The sequence below is a fragment of the Amycolatopsis sp. genome, from assembly GCF_035546795.1.
Classification (GTDB): domain Bacteria; phylum Actinomycetota; class Actinomycetes; order Mycobacteriales; family Pseudonocardiaceae; genus Amycolatopsis_E.
In genome coordinates this window covers 1-19,790 of sequence record NZ_DASZWC010000032.1, presented here as the reverse complement: position 1 = coordinate 19,790, position 19,790 = coordinate 1, and the positions used below count along the sequence as shown (strand labels likewise).

General features: G+C 68.9%; 19 protein-coding genes. 13 read left to right on the top strand and 6 right to left on the bottom strand.

What is annotated here, in order from left to right; all coding sequences use genetic code 11:
* Positions 1 to 95: 95 nt before the first annotated feature.
* Entirely contained in the window at positions 96 to 740 is a 645-nt protein-coding gene (locus VHD82_RS19530; protein WP_325705528.1) for a GntR family transcriptional regulator, read from the top strand.
* Here VHD82_RS19530 and VHD82_RS19525 read toward each other — a convergent pair.
* The 5 genes from VHD82_RS19525 to VHD82_RS19505 all read right to left on the bottom strand — a co-directional run bounded on the left by VHD82_RS19525 (position 737) and on the right by VHD82_RS19505 (position 4,988).
* On the bottom strand, positions 737 to 1,453 hold the full coding sequence (locus tag VHD82_RS19525) for a hypothetical protein (protein WP_325705525.1): 717 nt from the start codon (positions 1,451 to 1,453) through the stop codon (positions 737 to 739). The two genes, VHD82_RS19530 and VHD82_RS19525, sit on opposite strands and share 4 nt — an antisense overlap.
* Positions 1,454 to 1,615: 162 nt before the next feature.
* Positions 1,616 to 2,584: an alpha/beta hydrolase gene (locus tag VHD82_RS19520; RefSeq protein ID WP_325705522.1), complete on the bottom strand. Its 969-nt coding sequence runs from the start codon at positions 2,582 to 2,584 to the stop codon at positions 1,616 to 1,618.
* A gap of 51 nt (positions 2,585 to 2,635) precedes the next feature.
* Positions 2,636 to 3,343, bottom strand: coding sequence for a type 1 glutamine amidotransferase domain-containing protein (locus tag VHD82_RS19515; protein WP_325705519.1), 708 nt, complete (start codon positions 3,341 to 3,343; stop codon positions 2,636 to 2,638).
* Positions 3,344 to 3,361: 18 nt separating this feature from the next.
* On the bottom strand, positions 3,362 to 4,279 hold the full coding sequence (locus VHD82_RS19510) for an acetoacetate decarboxylase family protein (RefSeq protein WP_325705516.1): 918 nt from the start codon (positions 4,277 to 4,279) through the stop codon (positions 3,362 to 3,364).
* 100 nt (positions 4,280 to 4,379) lie between these two features.
* The gene (locus VHD82_RS19505) at positions 4,380 to 4,988 is read right to left on the bottom strand and encodes a TetR/AcrR family transcriptional regulator (protein WP_325705513.1); all 609 of its coding nucleotides are present in this window, start codon (positions 4,986 to 4,988) and stop codon (positions 4,380 to 4,382) included.
* A 63-nt stretch (positions 4,989 to 5,051) separates the two neighbouring features.
* On the opposite strand from VHD82_RS19505, the gene VHD82_RS19500 reads away from it, so the two are divergent.
* A complete protein-coding gene (locus VHD82_RS19500) occupies positions 5,052 to 6,374 on the top strand; it encodes an NADH:flavin oxidoreductase/NADH oxidase family protein (protein WP_325705510.1) in 1,323 nt (440 codons plus the stop codon).
* Between the two features lie 505 nt (positions 6,375 to 6,879).
* On the opposite strand, the gene VHD82_RS19495 is transcribed toward VHD82_RS19500, so the two are convergent.
* Complete coding sequence (locus VHD82_RS19495; protein WP_325705507.1) at positions 6,880 to 8,493, bottom strand: PucR family transcriptional regulator; 1,614 nt, start codon at positions 8,491 to 8,493, stop codon at positions 6,880 to 6,882.
* Between the two features lie 338 nt (positions 8,494 to 8,831).
* Here VHD82_RS19495 and VHD82_RS19490 point away from each other — a divergent pair, with 338 nt between their 5' ends.
* From VHD82_RS19490 to VHD82_RS19440, 11 genes are all read left to right on the top strand, one after another.
* Positions 8,832 to 9,299, top strand: a complete 468-nt coding sequence (locus VHD82_RS19490; RefSeq protein WP_325705504.1) for an Hsp20/alpha crystallin family protein — start codon at positions 8,832 to 8,834, stop codon at positions 9,297 to 9,299.
* A gap of 123 nt (positions 9,300 to 9,422) precedes the next feature.
* A complete protein-coding gene (gene dnaK, locus VHD82_RS19485) occupies positions 9,423 to 11,285 on the top strand; it encodes a molecular chaperone DnaK (protein WP_325705501.1) in 1,863 nt (620 codons plus the stop codon).
* A gap of 9 nt (positions 11,286 to 11,294) precedes the next feature.
* Entirely contained in the window at positions 11,295 to 11,834 is a 540-nt protein-coding gene (locus VHD82_RS19480; protein ID WP_325705498.1) for a nucleotide exchange factor GrpE, read from the top strand.
* A gap of 6 nt (positions 11,835 to 11,840) precedes the next feature.
* Positions 11,841 to 12,764: a DnaJ C-terminal domain-containing protein gene (locus tag VHD82_RS19475; protein WP_325705495.1), complete on the top strand. Its 924-nt coding sequence runs from the start codon at positions 11,841 to 11,843 to the stop codon at positions 12,762 to 12,764.
* The gene (locus VHD82_RS19470; RefSeq protein WP_325705492.1) at positions 12,764 to 13,060 is read left to right on the top strand and encodes a chaperone modulator CbpM; all 297 of its coding nucleotides are present in this window, start codon (positions 12,764 to 12,766) and stop codon (positions 13,058 to 13,060) included. The genes VHD82_RS19475 and VHD82_RS19470 overlap by 1 nt, the downstream gene beginning before the upstream one ends.
* The gene (gene clpB, locus VHD82_RS19465; protein ID WP_325705489.1) at positions 13,051 to 15,681 is read left to right on the top strand and encodes an ATP-dependent chaperone ClpB; all 2,631 of its coding nucleotides are present in this window, start codon (positions 13,051 to 13,053) and stop codon (positions 15,679 to 15,681) included. The genes VHD82_RS19470 and clpB overlap by 10 nt, the downstream gene beginning before the upstream one ends.
* Complete coding sequence (gene trxA, locus VHD82_RS19460) at positions 15,678 to 16,157, top strand: thioredoxin (RefSeq protein ID WP_325705487.1); 480 nt, start codon at positions 15,678 to 15,680, stop codon at positions 16,155 to 16,157. The genes clpB and trxA overlap by 4 nt, the downstream gene beginning before the upstream one ends.
* Entirely contained in the window at positions 16,154 to 16,417 is a 264-nt protein-coding gene (locus VHD82_RS19455; RefSeq protein WP_325705484.1) for a UBP-type zinc finger domain-containing protein, read from the top strand. The genes trxA and VHD82_RS19455 overlap by 4 nt, the downstream gene beginning before the upstream one ends.
* The gene (locus tag VHD82_RS19450) at positions 16,414 to 18,096 is read left to right on the top strand and encodes an FAD-dependent oxidoreductase (protein ID WP_325705481.1); all 1,683 of its coding nucleotides are present in this window, start codon (positions 16,414 to 16,416) and stop codon (positions 18,094 to 18,096) included. Before VHD82_RS19455 ends, VHD82_RS19450 begins: the two co-directional genes overlap by 4 nt.
* Before the next feature lie 8 nt (positions 18,097 to 18,104).
* A complete protein-coding gene (locus tag VHD82_RS19445) occupies positions 18,105 to 18,554 on the top strand; it encodes a DUF1931 family protein (protein WP_325705478.1) in 450 nt (149 codons plus the stop codon).
* A gap of 13 nt (positions 18,555 to 18,567) precedes the next feature.
* Positions 18,568 to 19,158 (top strand): STAS domain-containing protein, encoded by a 591-nt coding sequence (locus VHD82_RS19440; protein ID WP_325705475.1) that lies wholly within the window; start codon positions 18,568 to 18,570, stop codon positions 19,156 to 19,158.
* Positions 19,159 to 19,790: the final 632 nt, after the last annotated feature.

Below are 19,790 nucleotides of genomic sequence, written 5' to 3'. Positions count from 1 at the left end.
GGATTGGCCTCCAGATGACTTTGGGATACCAACTTTGGCATCCCAAATGTCGTACGCTGGGGACGCGGGCGTCAAGGGAGAGGCGGGTTGCGTTCGTGTTAACCGGAAAACCGCTGGCTGTGGTGCGGCAACGGGTGACCGAGGAGCTGCGGGACTGGATCGTCACCGGCCGGCTCAAGCCGGGGGACCGGCTTGTGGAGCGCGAACTGGCCGAGGAGATGGGTGTTTCACGGCTGCCGGTGCGCGAGGCGATCCGGGCACTGGAGTCGGAAGGATTCCTGGAAACCCCTTCGCCGCGGCGGGTTCTGGTGCGTCAACTGTCCAAAACGGACGTTGAAGAGCTGTTCGACGTGCGGGAGGCGCTGGAGGTGCTCGCCTGCGGGCTCGCCGCCGAACGCGCCGGCACACAGGGTCTGGCACGGCTGAGGAAGAGCCTCGACGGCGCCGCGAAAGCCACCGAAAGCGGCCAGGGCACCCGGATCACCGTGGCCAACAACCATTTCCACGACGAGATCCTCGCGGTGGCCGGGCATCGGCTGCTGCTGACGATGATGCAGCCGCTAAGCGGCCGCCTGGCCTGGCTGACCAGACAGAATGAGCACTGGCACGATCTGCTGACCGAACACCGGGAGCTGTACGAGGCGATCGCCTCGGGCGATCCGGAACGCGCCAAGGCCAGCGCACTGGCACACGTCCGCGTCAACCGCGAGGTGACCCTCGGCCTGCTGTTCCCGGCTTAGCACGCCTCCGCGGAGATCAGGCGCACGTCGTCGAGGAAGTGGCGCAGCGCGTGCGGGGGAACGGTCCCGTCGCGAAGTGCGGCGTGCAGGGCGAGCCACGAGGCGCGGCGACCGCTTTCGTACCGGAGGCGCGCCGAGTGGGCTCCCCGCGCATCGAACAAGGTCACCACGGTGGGCACGGCGGGCCCGTCCGTCCTGAACGAACACGTCCGGCGCTCCTGTGTGCCGACGGCCTCCAGCCGCACGGAGGATTCCGGCGCCACGGTTCCGCCGAGCGACACGACGGCGTCGCCCGAGCGGCCGGTGACCAGGTAGTTCCGAGCCGTCCGGACGGTCGTCTCGACGTCGAACCCGCCGGTGAGCTGCCGCAGCAGGCCGAGCTGGTCGAGCAGCGCGCAGGTCAGGTCCCCGGCGTCGCGGACGGTCACGACCGAGTCCAGGATCGCCGCTGTGGCAGCGGTCTTCCGCGGCCGGGGGAGCGCGTCGTGCCACGTGGCGTCGCTCAGGACGGGACTGTCCACCGCGACGAGGACACCCGCGGCCTCGGCCGACTCGAGCCGGGTCTCGTGCTTGTTCAGCGGTTCCTTGCCTTCCACAACAGAGCGATTGCCGTCGGGATGCGGGCGCCGATGGCTGAGCCGGTCCATCCTGAGGTCGAGCACGGTATTGATGCCCGGACGGGGAGGACGCCACGCCTTCGGCGAGACGGACACGACACCGCACAGGTCATGACCGTCCGGCGGGCTGTGCCGCCTGCACGGGACGTGGGATTTAAGCGGTGCAAGAGAATGGCCGGGCACGGCGGCGCGGATCGCGTAGGTGTCCGCCCGATCCGGTGTGGGTGGGCTCTTGCGCGGGCCGGTCTGGGGTTGTGGTTACTGCAGCGCTGTTTTCAGGGTGTCGATGGCGAGGTGGCGGGCGACGTTGGCGGCGCGGGTGTCGCGGAGGCTGTCCAGGAGCAGGAAGTCGTGGACCATGCCGGCCACGCGGACGGAGGTGACGTCGACGCCGGCTTCGCGGAGTCTGTTGGCGTATTGCTCGCCTTCGTCGCGCAGCACGTCGGCCTCGTCGGTGATGACGAGGGTGGTGGGCAGGCCCTTGAGGTCATCCACGGATGCCTGCAGCGGTGAGGCGTATTTTTCGGCGCGTTGCGCGGGGTCGGTGGTGTAGGCGTCCCAGAACCATTGCATGCCGTCGCGGGTGAGGTAGTAGCCCTCGGCGAACTGCAGGTAGGAGGGGGTGTTGAAATCGGCGTTGGTGACCGGGTACAGCAGGACCTGGGCCTTGAGGTCGAGGCCGCCGCGGTCTTTGTTCATCAGGGCGAACACCGCCGACATGCAGCCGCCGACCGATTCGCCGGTGACGGCGATGCGAGTGGTGTCCAGGCCGTGTTCGGCGCCGTGGCGCAGGACCCATTGGCCCACGGCGTAGTTCTGTTCCACCTGGGTGGGGTAGCCCTTTTCCGGCGCGCGGTCGTAGACGGGAAAGACGCCCGCGGCGCCGGCGCCGACGGCGAGTTCGCGGAAGAGCCGGTCGTGGGTCTTGTCGTCGCCGAAGACCCAGCCGGCGCCGTGGATGTAGAACACGACCGGGAGCGGGCCGCTGGTCCCGTGGGGCCGGATGATGCGGGTGCGGACCGTGCCCCACTGCCCGGCGTCCACCTCGACCCATTCCTCGTCGACGTCCGGACGTGGCACGCCCTCGCCGCTTTGGAGGTCGAGCAGAATCTGGCGACCCTGTTCCGGGGGTACTTCGTAGATGCGCGGGTGCGGGTCGGTCGCCTCGGCCAGTTCCTTCGCGGCCGGCTCGAGGTAGGGGGTGAGGGGAGGCGGAAGCTGAGTCATGGGTGTCTCTCCAGTTCGTCAGGACGCGGGCGGGTCGACGAGGTCCAGGGGCTACTCCTTCCCGGTGAGGTCGGTGATGATGCGGCGGGCGAGCGCGGCCGAGGAGCCGGGGTTCTGTCCGGTGTAGAGGTTGCGGTCGGTGACGACGTTGGAGCGCAGTGGCAGGCCGGCGGTGTAGTCGGCGCCGGCCTGTTTGAGCCGGTCTTCCAGGAGCCATTTGGCCTTCCACGCGAACGGGTTGAGCCGTTCCTCCACATTGGACAGACCGGTCATCCGGTAGCCGGCGAAGGGCCAGCTGCCGTCCGGGTTCTTCGCGGCCAGTGCCGCGGCCGGGGCGTGGCACAGCAGCGCGAGCGGCCGGGCGGAGGCCAGGCGTTTGGTCAGCAGCGCGCCGGAGATCGCGTCGACGGCGAGGTCTTCCATCGGTCCGTGCCCGCCGGAGTAGAAGACGACATCGAAGTCATCGGGGTCCACAGTGGACAGGTCCGTCGGGTTCGCCAGCACGGGGGCGAGCCGGTCGAGTTCGGCCTTGAGCTTCTTGGCGGCGCGGGGCAGGACGCCGCCTTTGACGCCGAGGCTGAGCTGGTCGACGACCGGCTGCTTGCCGCCCGGGGTGGCAAGCGTGACGTCCCAGCCTGCCTCGGTGAACAGCGTGTACGGGACGACGAACTCCTCGGCCCAGAACCCGGTGGGGTGCTGCGTGCCGTCCTTGAGCGTCCAGACGCGGGCGGCCGAGAGAACCTGCAGAACCTTGATCATCGACTCACTCCTTCGCGGTCAGGCGGCGGCCGGAACCGAGTACGGGACAGGCAGGTGCAGGGCGAGCTGCCCCTCGGTGATCACGTCCAGCCGGACCGTCCGGATCGGCTTGAGTGACCGCAGGTCCTCGCTCATCCGGCCCTGGCCGAGTTGCAGGTCGATGCCACGCGGAAAGGACGTGCCGCCGGCCGACAGCGCGTTGGTCTGGCTCAGCGTCGAGTGCCACGCACCGTCGATCGAGGTGTAGGAGGTCAGGGTCGAGACGCGCTCGCCGCTGCGGTACCTGTGCTGTGAGGGCGTGGGCGCGGAGAACGCCAGATCGGTCTCGCCGGCGTCGTTGGCCACGCGCGCGGTGGCGCGGCCGGCGTCGATATCGACGTCAAGCCCGGTGACCCACTTGGGAAAGCCGTAACCGTCGTGGCCGCGGACCTGCGCGATGTCGGTGTTGACCGGCAGGGACAACACGTAGGAGTCGAGGTGGTCGTTTTTCAGCGCGGCGAGCAGGTCCACGAAACCGAGCCGCCCGTGCCGGGCGGGTTTGACCGCGACTCCGACCGCGGCCTCGGTATAGAAGTCGATGTCGCACACGTCGTAGCGGAAGAAGATCACCGAGGCCAGCCCGAGACCCGGGGCGACCTCCAGTGGCGCCAGCTCCCCGGGCAGGCGGGCCCGGATGGCGCGGGACGGAGCGAGCATGGTCATCCGCGCCGAGGACATCCGGTAGTAGAAGTTCGGCGTCAAGGTCGGGCCGATCGGCGAATCGACCCTCGTCTTGGGCAGCCGCCGGAAGAACTCGACCCCGGGCACGCGCGGATCGCGGGCCACCTCGTCGAGATCGGTGTCCATCCGGTACCGGTCGAACAGGCCGCCCTTCGCAACCGTGACCGTGCGACCACCCAAGTCGACCTCGACCTTGTCCCGGTGCGTCGATGACATCGGAGTTGCTCCCTCACGCCTTATGTTTGCAGTGCTTACATCACGGTAGGACTCGATGTGAGCACCGTCAACACGGCGGTGGGGGACTCACCCGTCGCGGTTACCCGCGTAGGTGCCGATCAGGTGCCTCGATGGCGGGCCGGGCCGTGAATATCGCGGTGAAGGAGGAGCGCACCTGGCCGGCGACATCCTCGGCCGAGCCGCCGGCCAGCTTGCCGTCGAGGTAGAGGCAGGCCAGCCCGTGCACCAGGCCCCAGCCCGCGGTGGCCAGGGCGACCGGGTCGGCCTCGGGAAAGACGCCGGACACGGCGCCCGCGAGCAGTTCGTGGACCTCGGCCGCGGCGCGGACGCGCTCGTCGTTCGTGTCGTCGCACGGGTTGCCGAACATCAGCCGGAACAGGGCCGGGCGGCGCAGGGCGAAGTCGACGTAGCCGACCCCCAGTTCGGCCAGATCGGCGACGGTGGCGGGCGGCCCGCCACCCCGGAGCAGGTCGGCTTTCAGATCGCGCAGCCCCTGCGCGGCCAGTGCCGATTCCAGCGCGTCGCGGTCGGCGAAGTGCCGGTAGGGCGCGGTGGCCGAAACGCCCGCTTCTCGCGCGATGGCCCGCAGGGAGAACGGCCGGCCCTGTTCGAGCATCCCCATCGCGATCGTCATCAGGGTCGCCCGCAGGTCGCCGTGATGGTAACCACCCTTGCCGGATGTAGACACTGCTTACATTCCCTTCTAGCGTTATGTGAGCACTGCAAACATACCGTACGGATCGAGGAATCCATGACGACCTCGCCCCTGTTCACACCGTTGACCCTGGCCAACGGATCGGTACTGGCGAACCGGCTCGCCAAGGCCGCCATGGAAGAGAACATGGCGGCCGGCGGGCAGCTGCCTGGTGAGAAGATCCGGCGTCTCTACGCCCGCTGGAGCGCCGGCGGGGCCGGGCTGATCATCACCGGCAACGTGATGGTGCACGCCGAAGCGCTCACCGGGCCGGCCGGGATCGTCCTGGACGCGCATTCGCCGCTGGAGCCGTTCCGCGCGTGGGCGAACGCGGCCAAGAGCGGCGGTTCACAGGTGTGGATGCAGATCAACCACCCCGGCCGTCAGGTCATGGCGAACATGCCCGGCATCGCCTGGGGACCGTCGCCGATCAAGGTCGACATCGGCAAGCAGAGCAAGCGGCTCGCCCGGCCCACCGCGATGACCGCCGCGCAGATCGGGCGGACTGTGGCGCGGTTCGCCGAAACCGCCCGCCGTGCCGAGGAGGCCGGGTTCGACGGCGTCGAGGTCCACGCCGCGCACGGCTACCTGCTTTCCCAGTTCCTTTCGCCGCTGGTCAACACGCGCACCGACCGGTGGGGTGGCAGCCTCGACAACCGTGCGCGCCTGCTGCTGGACATTGTGCGGGCCGTGCGCGAGGTGGTGTCCCCGTCCTTCGTCGTCGCGGTCAAGCTGAACTCGGCCGACTTCCAGCGTGGCGGGTTCGACGCCGCCGACGCCGGCCGGGTGATCGAGCTGCTCGCCCCGCTCGGCGTCGAGGTGGTCGAGCTTTCCGGTGGCAGCTACGAAAGCCCGGCGATGTCCGGGCGCGCCGCCGACGAGCGCACCCAAGCCCGGGAGGCCTACTTCCTGACCCTGGCCGAGGAACTGGCCCGCAGCAGCCCGCTGCCGTTGATGCTGACCGGCGGTATCGTCCGCCGGTCCGTCGCCGAAGAGGTCCTGGCCGGCGGCATCGACCTGGCGGGCATGGGCACCGCCCTGGCCCTCGACCCCGACCTGCCGAACAAATGGCGCCACGGCCACGACACCGCGGTCGAACTCGCCCCGATCACCATCAAGGACAAAGCGCTCGCCTCGGCCGTGGGCATGGCCCGAGTCCGCCGGCAGTTACGACGACTCGGCGCGGGCCGCCCGACACGACCACATACCCACCCGACCGTGGCCTTCGCCCAGGAAACCCTGCTGCAGCGTCGCGCCCTACGCCGCTACCGCACCTGGCTGCACAACCGGGACACCTCCGCCACCACGCCGATTCCCGGGACGGCCGCGAACCCTGGCGGCTCGGTGGATACCGCCTCGACCCGTCGATCACCGCGCTGATCGAGGGCAGGAAGCACTTCTTTCAGCCGGGAGTGTCCGTGATCTTGTGGGTGGTGGGCGCTCCGGTTGGAAGGGATCGCGAGAAGGTGCGCTCGGATGGGGTATCCCGGGTTGGGCCGGATTGGGCTGCGGCGGTACCTGACGAAGACCGTGCTGGAGACGGCGCGAACGTGGGTGAGGTGCGCATTGACATACCGCGTGACCGGGAAGGAACGTCCACGCCGCCGATCGTGCCGAAATACTCTCGACGGGTCGAAGGACGCGATGACGCCAAGGTATCCCGCGACAGGACTCATTGGACAGTGCGGGGAGCCCGGCCGAGGAAGCGTACGGTTTCAAGTTCTGCATCGGCTGCCGCGCGTCGGGGTGACGTGCCTTGGCCGCCTGGGAATTCCCGGCCCACCAGCGGCTATTGGTACCCGTAGACGCCGGCTCGACCCGATGGTCGAATCGCCACCGAGTACGCCTGCGGTTTCCACCCGTCGCTGCCCGCAGCCCTAGCCGTTCACTCCGAACCCCGTAGCACCTGCCAGGCCCTGGTGGCCATGTGCAGGTTGAGCCTGCTTTCGACGTCATTGAGATCGAGGTCTGTGATCTCCCGGATCCGGCGCAGCCGGTAGCGCAGCGTACTGCGGTGGATCAGCAGCGCGGAAGCGGTCTCGTCGTAATGGCCCCCGCATTCGAGGTACTGCGACAGCGTCTGAACCAGATCCGTGTTCTTGTGCTCGTCGTAGTCGAGAAGCGGGCCCAGCCATTCCCGCACGAACGCGACTATTTCGCCGCGATTCTTTCCAGTGTCCAGAATGCGATAAACGCCCAGTTCATCGAATGTCGTCACGCCATCAGGCGAGTTCGACTTCTGGCGGATGCCCAACGCTCGCAACGCTTCCGAATACGACCTCGGAAGGTCGCCAGGACCGTCGCAGCCGGCCCCGACCCCGATCGCGCCGGCGCTTTCGAGGCTGGCCGAGAGTGTGCGGTACAGCGCGTCCCCATCCAGACGGCCGCTGACGATGAGCACCACGGCTCCCAGCCGCCGCGAGATCATCGAGCTCAGCTGAAGCGAGGCAGCCGCTCGACCGGCGGCCTCGGCGACGGCGTCGCCGGTCTGCCTCCCGCCCCACCGGACGACGATGACGCGATGGGGGCCGCGCAGGTCGTGCCCGATCGCATCGGCGCGAGCGTAGGCGCTCTCTTCGTCGGTGCCGGTGATCAGGTCGTCGACCAGGTCACGGCGCAGGCGCAACTCGACCTCGGCGAGACTGCGCAGATGGGACAGCTCCAGCGCCAGCACTGTCGTCCCGTATTCGAGCGCGAATATCTCGTGGCTGCCCACGGTCTCCCGTGGGTCCACGAGCGCCATCACACCGAGCACGTCGCGCCGCGGTTTGACCAGCGAGATCACCCTTTCCTTCTCCCGGAGCGGATGTGGGACCGCGGCGGCGCGCCTGAGCAATTCCTCGCGACGGTGCGCCGTGGGCTTCGGGTATGGGTCGGGTTTGGCTGGACCGGCCCAGGCCCGCAGGTTTCCGAACCGGTCTTCGATCGCGACTGGCAACGATGTCAGCTGGTGCACCGCGTGGGCGATGCCGAGCTCGCCGGCACCGGACACGGAGACGTCGCTGAGTACCTCGTGCACGTGCGTCTGCTGCTCGAGCCGGGCGACCGATGCAGACAGCCTGTTGTTGAGCTCATGCAGTTCGAGGGCCTGTGCCCGCTCCCGCCGGTGGAGCGAGGCATTCGCCAGCGCGCCCGCCGTCTGCTGCCCGAGCATCTCGAGCCGGAAGACCTCGTCCTTCGATGGTTCCCTGGCCGCGTTCACCACCAGGTAGCCCGTCAGGCCGCTCAGCCCGGGCAGTGCGAAGCCCCAGTACCAACCGCCGTCGGTCAGGACGAGCGGACCGCTGCTGCCGTCGAGGAGCCGGACCTGCCGGTCGAGTTCCACGTCTGGCTCCCCGTCATCACGACGGCTGAGTGCGCCGTCGACGGTCAGGTACACCGCTTTGGCGTCGCAGCCGCTCAACAACGGCACCGCAGTGGCGGCCAACCGGATGATGTCGTCAGCTTCGCGGCCGTCGAACATCATCGTCGAGATGACGAACAGTTCGCGCGTCGACAACGGTCACGCCTCCAACTGTCCGACCTTTGTCCATTTTGGTGGGACACTCCCGCCACCGCGGCTGTACATCCGGGCCTTCGAGCGCCGACCGGGCAAAATTTTACACGGTCGAACCTGCTCTGCCGGGTCGATGATTTCCCGCGAATTCCGACCTGTCGGGCGCAAGCGCGGACATGACCGCAGATGCCATCGTGTGTCGTGACCGGAGAGACCACTGCGACGGTCTCGATTCTGCCGTTGTCCGCAGAAATTCTTGTCTGTCAGGAAACGCGTCGCCCAGTCCGTTGGACGCGATAGGTCTCTTTACGGCCGGTATCCGATGAGGAATGAGGAAGGCCATGACCTTAATGCGTTTCGACCCGTTCGGCGATCTCGGACGTTTGACCGAGCAGGCCCTTGCCGGCGCCCGCGGCCCACGGGCGATGCCCATGGAGGCCTTCCGTCGCGGCGACCAGTTCGTCGTCGCGCTGGATCTGCCGGGAGTGGCCCCCGAGGACGCCGACGTGACGGTGGAACGCAATGTGGTGACCGTGCGTGCCCGTCGCGCCCCGCTGCGCCGTGAAGGTGACGAACTCCTGGTCGACGAACGGCCGCAGGGTGAATTCAGTCGGCAATTCTTCCTCGGCGACAACCTGGACAGCACCCGGCTGTCCGCGGAGTTCGACCGCGGTGTGCTCCTGCTCGGTATCCCGGTCGCCGAGGCCAGTAAGCCTCGCAAGGTCGAAATCGGCAGTAGCGCCAAGACGGCCGAAAAGGAACCCCGGATCGCCGAAAGGGCCTCCCGGGAAGAACACGCGAAAATCTAGGAGTCAGACGATGACTGCGCAGCCGGGCACCCCGACGCCGTCACCGCGTCACCCTTCGGATCCCGACCAAGCGGTGGCCGTCGAAACCAAGAACCTGCTCGCCAAGATGACCGGAGGTGTGTGATGGCCAAGGCGGTCGGCATCGACCTGGGCACGACCAACTCGGTGATCGCCGCCTGGGAAAGCGGCGAGCCCACGGTCATCGCCAACTCCGAAGGCGCGCGCACCACCCCGTCGGTGGTCGCGTTCACCGAAAGCGGAGAACGGCTGGTCGGCCAGCTCGCCCGCAGACAAGCGATCCTGAACCCGAAAGGCACGATCTACTCGGCGAAGAGGTTCATCGGCCGGAAGTACGACGAAGTCGGTGACGAGGCCAAGGCGGTCGGTTTCGACGTCGTCGAGGGTGCGGGCGGCGTCGTCCGGTTCAAGGTCCGCGACAAGCTGCTCTCCCCGGAGGAGATCAGCGCGCAGGTCCTGCGCAAGCTCGCCGACGACGCGGGAAAGTTCCTCGGCGAGCGGGTGACCGAGGCCGTCATCACCGTGCCCGCGTACTTCAACGACGCCCAGCGGCAGGCCACCAAGGACGCCGGCAAGATCGCCGGTCTCGAGGTCCTGCGCATCATCAACGAGCCGACCGCCGCCGCGCTCGCCTACGGACTCGACTCGAAGGGCCACGAGACGGTCCTCGTGTTCGACCTCGGCGGCGGCACCTTCGACGTGAGCCTGCTGGAGGTCGGCGACGGCGTGGTCGAAGTCCGGTCGACCGCCGGGGACACCCACCTCGGCGGGGACGACTTCGACCGCCGGATCGTGGACCACCTCGCCGATCAGTTCCAAAAGGACAACGGCATCGACCTGCGTTCGGATCCGCAGGCGCTGCAGCGGCTCTTCGAAGCCGCGGAGAAGGCGAAGGTCGAGCTCAGCTCGGTCAGCCAGACGAGCGTGAGCCTGCCGTTCATCACCGCGGACAAGGACGGCCCCAAGCACCTCACGACCACCTTGATGCGCTCGGTGTTCGAGCAGATCACCACGGACCTGGTCGAACGGTGCCTCGGCCCGGTCAAGCAGGCGATGGCCGACGCGAAGGTGACCGCGAACGACATCGACGAGGTCATCCTGGTCGGCGGATCGACCCGGATCCCGGCCGTGCAGAACCTGGTCCGCAGGCTGACCGGGGGCAAGGACCCGAACATGAGCGTCAACCCGGACGAGGTCGTCGCGCTCGGCGCGGCGGTCCAGGCAGGCGTGCTCAAAGGCGAGGTCAAGGACGTTCTGCTGCTCGACGTCACCCCGCTTTCCCTCGGCGTCGAAACCCGCGGCGGCGTGATGACGAAGATCATCGAGCGCAACACGACGATCCCGGCGCGGCGGACCGAGGTGTTCTCCACCGCGGAGGACAACCAGCCCGCGGTCGACGTCGTGGTGCTCCAGGGCGAGCGTGAACGGGCGGCCGACAACCGGGTGCTCGGGCGCTTCCAGCTCACCGACATCCGGCCGGCGCCACGGGGCGAGCCTCAGATCGAAGTCACCTTCGATGTCGACGCCAACGGCATCCTCGATGTCACCGCGAAGGACAAGAACACTGGCGCGCAGCAGGGCATCACGATCAGCGAAAGTTCGAACCTCGATCAGGCGGAGATCGAGCGCATGGTCGCCGAAGCCGACCGCAACCGGTCCGAGGACCGGCGGCTGCGTGAGGAGGTCGACGCGCGCAATCTGCTCGACTCGGCCGCGTACCAGGTCGAACGGGCAATCACGGACGCCACCCCACCGCACGAGAAGGCGCGGGCGGAAATGCTCGTCCAAGAGGCTCGTGAGGCCGTGCAGGACGCCGCTCCGATGGACCGGGTGCGGTCGCTGACCTCGGAACTGCAGCAGGTGCTGGCCGGGCTCAACGCTCCCCGGGCGAGCGGTGGCAGCGATTCCGGCGGCGCGCGGGCGGCCGACGAGGACGACGTGATCGACGCGGACTTCGACCGGGCGTGAGGCGGATCGATGGCCACCACGGGAAAGGCCGCGGAGCAGGGGAAGCCCTCCGCGGAGGGTGCCGAGGCCGGCACGGAGTCCGGCACCCGGGAAGTGCCGGTTCCGGCGACCGGGGCGGAGGAGAAGCTCGCCGAGATCGAGGACCGATGGCGGCGGGCCGTGGCCGACCTCGACAACGTGCGCAAGCGCCATGCCGCGGAACTGCGACAGGCGGCCGAAGCCGAACGGGCACGGGTCGCGGCGGCCTGGCTTCCGGTGCTCGACAACCTCGAACTGGCGCTCGCGCACGCCGAAGCGGACCCATCGGCCATCGTGCGGGGCGTCCAAGCGATCCGGGAGCAAGCCGTCCGGCTGCTCGCCGGGCTCGGGTACCCGCGTGACGACGAAACCGGCGTCCGGTTCGACCCGAACCGGCACGAGGTCGTCGCCGTCGTCGAGGACCCGGCCACCGAACCGAACACCGTGACCCGGGTGATGCGACCCGGCTACGGGACCGACCGGCACCAGCTGCGGCCGACGGCCGTGACGGTGTCCAAGTCACCGGGGTGATGGCCGGTGGCAACCGATTTCTACGAGGCTCTCGGTGTCGCCAAAACCGCGAGCACCGACGAAATCCAGCGGGCATACCGGAAACTGGCGCGGCAGTACCACCCCGACGTGAACTCGGACCCGGGCGCCGAAGAGCGCTTCAAAGAGATCAGCGAGGCGTACCAGGTGCTGTCCGACCCGGAGCAGCGCAAGAAGTACGACCGGTTCGGTGCGGATTTCCGCCGGGTGCCCGACGACGTCGCCGAGCGGGTGTACGCCGGTTCCGGTGGGCGGGGTGGCGGCCGCGTCCGCTACGCCCGGGCAGGCCCGGGATTCGGCGGGTCCGAGGGCTTCGAAGGCATCGACATCGAGGACCTGCTGGGCGGCTTCTTCCGAAGCCGGGGTGCCGGTGGGCCGATCGCGGGCGCCGACCAGGAGGCCGAGCTCGAGCTGACGGTCGAGGAGGCCTACCAGGGCGGGCGACGGCATTTGACCATCGCCGGCGCGGGCGAGCGCGGTTACGACGTCGACATCCCGGCCGGCGTGCTCGACGGGCAGCGCATCCGGCTCGCCGGTCAGGGCGGCCGAGCGACCGGCAACGCCGCGCCCGGTGACCTCTACCTCGTGGTGCGGATCAAGCCGCATCCTCGCTATCGCCTGTCCGGGCGCGACATCACAGTCGAGCTGCCGGTGTCGCCCTGGGAGGCGGCGCTCGGCGCCACAGTCCCCGTGCTGACCCCCAGCGGTGAGGTGAAGGTCCGGGTCGTGCCCGGCTCGTCCACCGGACGGCGGCTGCGGCTGCGCGGCGAAGGCCTGCCCAACCCCAAGGGCAAGCCGGGCGATCTCTACGCCGAGGTGCGCGTGATGGTGCCGAAGAAGCTCGGCAAGCGGGAGCGCGCGCTGTTCGAACAGCTCGCCGCGGTGTCCGATTTCGATCCGAGGAGGACCTGATGGCCGAGTACCTGCTCGCGCGTCCTGTCCGGCTCAGCCTCGACACGGTAGCCGCGCGAAGCGGACTGCACCCAGAGCTGATCCGCCGGTTCGTCGCACTGAGCCTCGTGGACAGCACGACCGACTCGAGTGGTCGGGTGTGGTTCACGCCGTCCGCGGTCGCCACCCTCGCCCGCATCCAGCGCCTGCACGCGGGTCTTTCCCTCAACTACGCGGCCATCGGGCTCGTGCTCGACCTGCTGGACCGCATCGACTTCCTCGAAGCCCAAGTCAGGAGCCACCGGCGATGGACATGAGCAAGCTGACCCAGAAATCGCAGGAAGCGCTGCAGGAGGCCCAGAGCGTCGCACAGCGCCACGGCCACACCGAAACCGACGGTGAGCACCTGCTGCTCGCACTGCTCGATCAGCCCGACGGCCTGGCGCCCCGGCTGCTTGAGCAGGCGGGCGCGGACGTCGACGGTCTCCGCGAAGCCGTCGAAGCGGAGCTCGCACGACGACCGAAGGTGACCGGCCCTGGTACCACTCCTGGGCAGGTCTACGTCACCCGGCGCCTCGCCGGTCTGCTGGATGCCGCCGAACGGGAAGCCAAGCGGCTCAAGGACGAATACGTCTCCGTCGAACACCTCGTGCTGGCACTCGCCGACGAAGGTGCGAAGTCCGCCGCGGGGCGGCTGCTGACCCAGTACGGCGTGACGCGCGAGTCGTTCTTGACGGCACTGACCAAAGTCCGCGGCAACCAGCGGGTCACCTCGGCGACCCCCGAGGGCGCGTACGAAGCGCTGGAGAAGTACGGCCGCGACCTGGTCGCCGACGCGCGGTCGGGCAAGCTCGACCCGGTGATCGGCCGCGACGCCGAGATCCGCCGGGTGATCCAGATCCTGTCGCGGAAGACGAAGAACAACCCCGTGCTGATCGGCGACCCGGGGGTCGGCAAGACGGCGATCGTCGAGGGCCTCGCCCAGCGGATCGTGCGCGGCGACGTGCCGGAAGGCCTGCGGGACAAGACGATCTTCTCGCTCGACATGGGCGCGCTCGTCGCCGGGGCGAAGTACCGCGGCGAGTTCGAGGAACGCCTCAAGGCCGTGCTGGCCGAGGTCAAAGCCGAAGAGGGACGCATCCTGCTCTTCGTCGACGAGCTCCACACGGTCGTCGGGGCCGGCGCCACCGAAGGCGCGATGGACGCCGGGAACATGCTCAAGCCGATGCTGGCGCGCGGTGAGCTCCACATGATCGGCGCGACGACGCTCGACGAGTACCGCAAGCACATCGAGAAGGACGCCGCGCTGGAACGCCGGTTCCAGCCGGTCGTCATCGACGAACCCTCCGTCGAGGACACCATCTCGATCCTGCGCGGACTGCGTGAGCGGCTCGAGGTGTTCCACGGGGTCAAGATCCAGGACGGCGCGCTGGTCGCCGCCGCGGCCCTGTCCCACCGCTACATCACCGACCGGTTCCTGCCGGACAAGGCGATCGACCTGGTCGACGAGGCGTGCGCGCGGCTGCGCACGGAAATCGACTCCATGCCCGCCGAACTCGACGAGCTCACCCGGCGCGTCACCCGCCTGGAGATCGAGCAAGCCGCGCTGTCCAAGGAATCCGACCAGGCCAGCAAGGCGCGCTTGGCGGACCTCGACCGGGAACTCGCCGATCTTCGTGCCGAAGCGGACTCGAAGAAGGCGCAGTGGGAAGCCGAGCGTCAGGGGATCCGGCGGGTCCAGCAGCTGCGGTCCGAACTGGAACGGCTGCGCCACGAAGCCGAGGAAGCGGAACGGAACTACGACCTGAACCGCGCGGCCGAGCTGCGCTACGGCGAGATCACCGAAGCCGAGCGCCGGCTCGCCGCAGAGGAAGAACAGCTGGCGGGCAAGCAGGGCCGGAAGCGGCTGCTGCACGAGGTCGTCACCGAAGACGAGATCGCCGAGATCGTCGCCGCGTGGACCGGGATCCCGGTTTCCCGGCTGCGGGAGGGCGAGCGGGAAAAGCTGCTGCGGCTCGACGAGATCCTGCACGAGCGGGTGATCGGCCAGGACGAAGCCGTCCGGCTGGTCGCCGACGCGGTCATCCGGGCGCGTTCGGGGATCCGCGATCCGCGCAAGCCGATCGGGTCGTTCATCTTCCTCGGCCCGACCGGGGTCGGGAAGACCGAACTCGCCAAGACCCTCGCGGCGGCCTTGTTCGACAGCGAGGAGAACATGGTCCGGCTCGACATGAGCGAATACCAGGAGCGGCACACCGTCTCGAGGCTGCTGGGCGCTCCTCCGGGATACGTCGGCTACGACGAAGGCGGGCAGCTCACCGAAGCCGTGCGGCGCAAGCCTTACTCGGTCGTGTTGTTCGACGAGATCGAGAAGGCGCACGCGGACGTGTTCAACACACTGCTCCAAGTGCTCGACGACGGCCGGATCACCGACGCGCAGGGCCGCACCGTCGACTTCCGCAACACGGTGATCATCATGACCTCCAACATCGGCTCGCAGCACCTGCTCGACGGGGTCACCTCCACCGGCGAAATCAAGCCGGACGCCCGGGACGGCGTGCTGGCCGAGCTTCGGCACCACTTCCGGCCGGAGTTCCTCAACCGCGTCGACGACATCGTGCTGTTCACCCCGCTCGGGCCGGCCGAGATCGAGCGGATCGTCGACCTGCAGTTCGACGAGCTGCGCCGGCGGCTGGCCGAACAGGGCATCTCGGTGGAGCTGACCGCGGAGGCGAGGAAACTCATTGCCCAGCACGGGTTCGACCCGGTGTACGGTGCCCGGCCGCTGCGCCGGTACATCTCCCACGAGGTCGAGACCAAGATCGGCCGCACGCTGCTGCGCGGTGACCCGACCGAGGGGCTGGTGATCACCGTCGACGCCAAGGGCGGCGAGCTCGTCGTCACCTACAGCGGGGGCGAAGGGAGGTCCGCGGCATGAGCTCCGCCACCGGAACCGCCGGCACAGTCGTCTGCGAACACTGCGGCCACAAGAACCGTGTCCCGGCGGCCGCCGCGGGCAAACCGAAGTGCGGGCACTGCCACGAGCCGCTGCCGTGGATCGTCGACGCCGGCGACCCCGACTTCGCGGAAGTCGCGGAGCGGGCCACGATGCCGGTGCTGGTCGACCTCTGGGCCACCTGGTGCGGGCCCTGCCGGCAGGTCAGCCCCGCGCTGGCCCAGCTGGCCCGGGAGCGGGCCGGGCGGGTCAAGCTCGTGAAGGTCGACGTCGACAAGGCACCCGGCCTGTTCCAGCGGTTCGACGTGAAGGCCGTGCCGACGCTCATGGTGCTGCGCGGCGGCAAGGTCGTCGCGCGGCAGGCGGGCGCCGCGCCGGCGCCCGTGCTGCGCGAGTGGCTCGACCAGGCGCTGGCGCGGTCGGCGAACACCTCGACCAAGGAAGGTGAGGTGCGATGACCGGTGTCGTCGACCGGCATCTCGCGCTCGTCCGAGACGTGGTGCCGCGAACCCCGCAGGGTTGTGAGGAGTGCCTGGTCGCCGGCACGCCGTGGCTGCATTTACGGCTGTGCCTGACGTGCGGGCACGTCGGCTGCTGCGACTCGTCGCCGATGAAGCACGCGAGCAAGCACGCCCACGCCGTCAGGCACCCGATCGTGCGCTCGTTCGAGCCCGGGGAGACCTGGCGCTGGTGCTATGTCGATCAGACATTCGTATGACAGCCTTGACGGGGATCGACCTCGGCGCGCCGCTGACCGAGACCCCGGACCCGTACGGCGCGTTTCCCCGGCTCACGGACGTACAGATCCGCGCGCTCGGTGAAGGCGGTGAACGCCGTCCGGTCCAGGCGGGCGAGGTGCTGTACGAGCAGGGCGGGCTGCCGTCCGAGTTCTTCGTGATCTTGAGCGGCAAGGTCGCCGTCACCGAAGGAACAGGGGACGACGCGAAGATCGTCCGCGTACACGGACCTCGCCGGTTCCTGGGCGAACTCGGGCTGCTCGAGGGGCAGCCCGCGTTCGTCGGCGCCGTGGCCGCCGAACCCGGCGAGGTGCTCGCCCTCCCGGTGAGCGCGTTGCGGCGCTTGGTGCTCGGCGATCCGGTGCTCGGCGACCTGATCCTGCGTGCCTACCTTGTGCGGCGGACGCTCCTCATCGGAGCCGGGAACGGGCTGCGGATCGTCGGCTCCTGCTACTCCCCGGACACCAGGCGGCTGCTGGAGTTCGTGGCGCGCAACCGGCTCCCGTGCCGCCTGGTCGACGTCGACAAGGACCAGCAGGCCGAAGCGCTCCTGGAGCGCCTCGGCGTCGCCGTCGCGGACACCCCGGTGGTCGTGCTGAACGGCACCGACGTGTTGCGGAACCCGGGCACCGCCGAGCTGGCCGGGAAAATCGGGCTGCGGCCGCCGGAACCCGAACCCGATGTGCGGGATCTGCTCGTGGTCGGCGCCGGGCCCAGTGGTCTGGCCACGGTGGTCTACGGCGCCTCCGACGGGTTGCGGCTGTCGGCGTTCGACAGCCTGGCTCCTGGCGGCCAGGCCGGGACGACGTCCCGCATCGAGAACTACCTCGGCTTCCCGCAGGGGATCTCCGGGGCGGAGCTGGCCGAGCGATCGGTGATCCAGGCGGCCAAGTTCGGGGTCCCGGTCGCCGTCCCGGCCGAGGCGTGCACCCTCGAACCACGCGGCGGCCGCTACGCCGTCGGCTTCGACGACGGCATCGAGATCGTTTCCCGCACCGTCGTGATCGCCACCGGCGCCCGCTACCGCAGGCTCGCCGTACCTGGCATCGAGACCTTCGAAGCGACCAGCGTCTACTACGCCGCGACCCTGCACGAAGCGCGTCGATGTCTGGCCGCCCCTGTGGCCGTGGTCGGTGGCGGCAACTCGGCAGGCCAGGCGGCGGTGTTCCTCGCGGAAGGTTCGCCGGTGATCTACTTGCTGGTGCGCGGCGGTGATCTCGCCGCGAACATGTCCCGCTACCTCGTCGAGCAGGTCGAACACCATCCACGGATCAGCGTGCTCGGCCACACCGAAGTCCGTGAGCTCGTCGGGGGCGACGGCCTCGAATCCCTGGTCGTCGAAAACAACCGCACCGGCGAGCGCCGCGTCCTCGACGCCCGCGCGTTGTTCGTCTTCATCGGAGCTTCCCCGCACACCGCCTGGCTTTCGGGGATGGTCGCCCTCGACGAGGACGGGTTCGTGCTCACCGGGGCGGACGCCGAGGGGTTCCGGGACGCCGACGTGTGGCGCGCGGTGCATCGCGCGCCACTGGTGCTGGAGACGAGCAGGCCAGGGGTGTTCGCGGTCGGGGACGTACGCCACGGCTCGGTCAAACGGGTGGCCTCGGCGGTCGGGGAAGGCTCCATGGCCGTCCGGTTCGTCCACGAACATCTCTCATAGGAGGCCTGATGCCGGTCATGGGTGCGACGAGGTTCGAACGGTTCTTCCGGATGGCCGCGAGCCTTGATGTCGACAAGAGCGATCTGAAACGGTACGACGAGTTCCTGGACCGCAAGATCTACGATCTCTTCGTGGTCGCCAAGGCCACGGCCAAGGCCAACGGGCGGGATGTCATCGAGCCGAGAGACCTGCCGATCACCAAGGGACTGCAGGAGCGCATGCACGAGTTCCTCAAGCTGGACGAGGATCTGGAAGTGGTGCCGCTGCTCGAGCAGCTCCTGGCGCGTCCCCCGCTCGGGATCGCGATCGCCGAAGACACCGAGGCACGGCTCCCCGCCGTCGCCGGCGGTCTCAGCGTGGCGCTCGCCCAGGCGTTCAAGATCATCGGCCCGCGCGTCAAGAACCCCGGCTCCGCCGAGTGGGATCAGGTCTTCCAGGTGTTCGAACTGCTCCTCTGAAAGGGCGTCAGCCATGGTCAACGGACTCTCACTGAACCTCGATCAGCCGGCGTACGCGGCCGCGTACGCCGAGCTGCAACGCCTCACCGGGCAGGCACGCGGTGCGCCGGCCGAGGTCGCCGGCACCGCGGGAAACTTCACAGTGACCTCGACATTGCGCGACGATCACTACACCGTCGTCACGGTCGGCGGGTCGATCGACGCGCGGGCCCTCCGTCTCCTGGCCGCGCACTTCGCCGGGCTGCTCCACGCCGGCACGCGGCACCTGGTGGTCGATCTGTCCCGGGTCGCGCAGGTGGACGACAGCCTGTTCGAACTGATGCACCGGCTGGAGGACAGGCTGACGGCGCTGGGCGGCCTGTTCGAGCTGACCGGGCTCGCGCCGCCCGTGCTGTACGCGATGGACGACGCGCTGCTGGCCGAGGTCTTTTCCTGGTACCGCGCCGTCGTTGACGACCCGAGGCCGCGTGCCGCGCTGTGGTCGGCACTGCGTTGCCCGCAGGGGCTCGAGGACGTCGCGGAGCCCGGATCCGCGGGCCGGTACCGGACTTTCATCGACACGGCGGCCCACGGCCGCGGAGAGCGATGGGGGAAGCGCAGGTGAGAGCTGTCACCGAACGACCGAAACGACATATGTGGCTTCGGATGTTCGGAGGTCGCTTCGCCGGAGGCACGTGGTGTTGACAGGGTCCGTCGGCTCGTTGACCGTGGTGAGCTTGCGAGGGCGCGCGATCTCAGCCCGGGCACGTATTCACGGCGACCGTGGGGTTTCCGGTCTCAGTACAACGGTTCCAGCGCGACGCTGGGCACGGTGACGATCTCCGACGGAGCGCTGAGGCCGGGTAGGCATCGGTGTCCTGGGGCGGCACGAGAGTTGTTCGAGCCTCTGTTCGACCTGGCCCTGTCACATCCGGTCATTGCCGAGGATGATGCGTGGGGGCGTTCCACCCCAAGCTCGTGCTCCTGGTCAGGGATGACCAGGTGCGGGCGGCGATCGCCCCGGGCAACCCGACGATGTCGGGGTGGGGCCACAACGAACAGTTATGGCTCGCGCTACGAAGCGCGCGACACCGCGGCCCCAGGCCGTGGCTGATCTCGGCCGGTGGCTGATCGACCGCAAGACGTGGTCGCGATGCCGAGCCGGATCGCCGGAACCCTGGTCCTTGTCGGCGAGACGATCGTCCCCGGCGAGATCGACGGATCGCTGCCACAGCTGCAAATTCATGGCAATCTCCG

What these genes read in the sequence shown, in the direction of transcription:
- VHD82_RS19520 (WP_325705522.1), bottom strand. Translation starts at nt 2,584, where the DNA reads ATGACTCAGCTTCCGCCTCCCCTCACCCCCTACCTCGAGCCGGCCGCG.
- VHD82_RS19515 (WP_325705519.1), bottom strand. Translation starts at nt 3,343, where the DNA reads ATGATCAAGGTTCTGCAGGTTCTCTCGGCCGCCCGCGTCTGGACGCTC.
- VHD82_RS19510 (WP_325705516.1), bottom strand. Translation starts at nt 4,279, where the DNA reads ATGTCATCGACGCACCGGGACAAGGTCGAGGTCGACTTGGGTGGTCGC.
- VHD82_RS19500 (WP_325705510.1), top strand. Translation starts at nt 5,052, where the DNA reads ATGACGACCTCGCCCCTGTTCACACCGTTGACCCTGGCCAACGGATCG.
- VHD82_RS19490 (WP_325705504.1), top strand. Translation starts at nt 8,832, where the DNA reads ATGACCTTAATGCGTTTCGACCCGTTCGGCGATCTCGGACGTTTGACC.
- dnaK (WP_325705501.1), top strand. Translation starts at nt 9,423, where the DNA reads ATGGCCAAGGCGGTCGGCATCGACCTGGGCACGACCAACTCGGTGATC.
- VHD82_RS19480 (WP_325705498.1), top strand. Translation starts at nt 11,295, where the DNA reads ATGGCCACCACGGGAAAGGCCGCGGAGCAGGGGAAGCCCTCCGCGGAG.
- VHD82_RS19470 (WP_325705492.1), top strand. Translation starts at nt 12,764, where the DNA reads ATGGCCGAGTACCTGCTCGCGCGTCCTGTCCGGCTCAGCCTCGACACG.
- clpB (WP_325705489.1), top strand. Translation starts at nt 13,051, where the DNA reads ATGGACATGAGCAAGCTGACCCAGAAATCGCAGGAAGCGCTGCAGGAG.
- trxA (WP_325705487.1), top strand. Translation starts at nt 15,678, where the DNA reads ATGAGCTCCGCCACCGGAACCGCCGGCACAGTCGTCTGCGAACACTGC.
- VHD82_RS19455 (WP_325705484.1), top strand. Translation starts at nt 16,154, where the DNA reads ATGACCGGTGTCGTCGACCGGCATCTCGCGCTCGTCCGAGACGTGGTG.
- VHD82_RS19450 (WP_325705481.1), top strand. Translation starts at nt 16,414, where the DNA reads ATGACAGCCTTGACGGGGATCGACCTCGGCGCGCCGCTGACCGAGACC.
- VHD82_RS19445 (WP_325705478.1), top strand. Translation starts at nt 18,105, where the DNA reads ATGCCGGTCATGGGTGCGACGAGGTTCGAACGGTTCTTCCGGATGGCC.
- VHD82_RS19440 (WP_325705475.1), top strand. Translation starts at nt 18,568, where the DNA reads ATGGTCAACGGACTCTCACTGAACCTCGATCAGCCGGCGTACGCGGCC.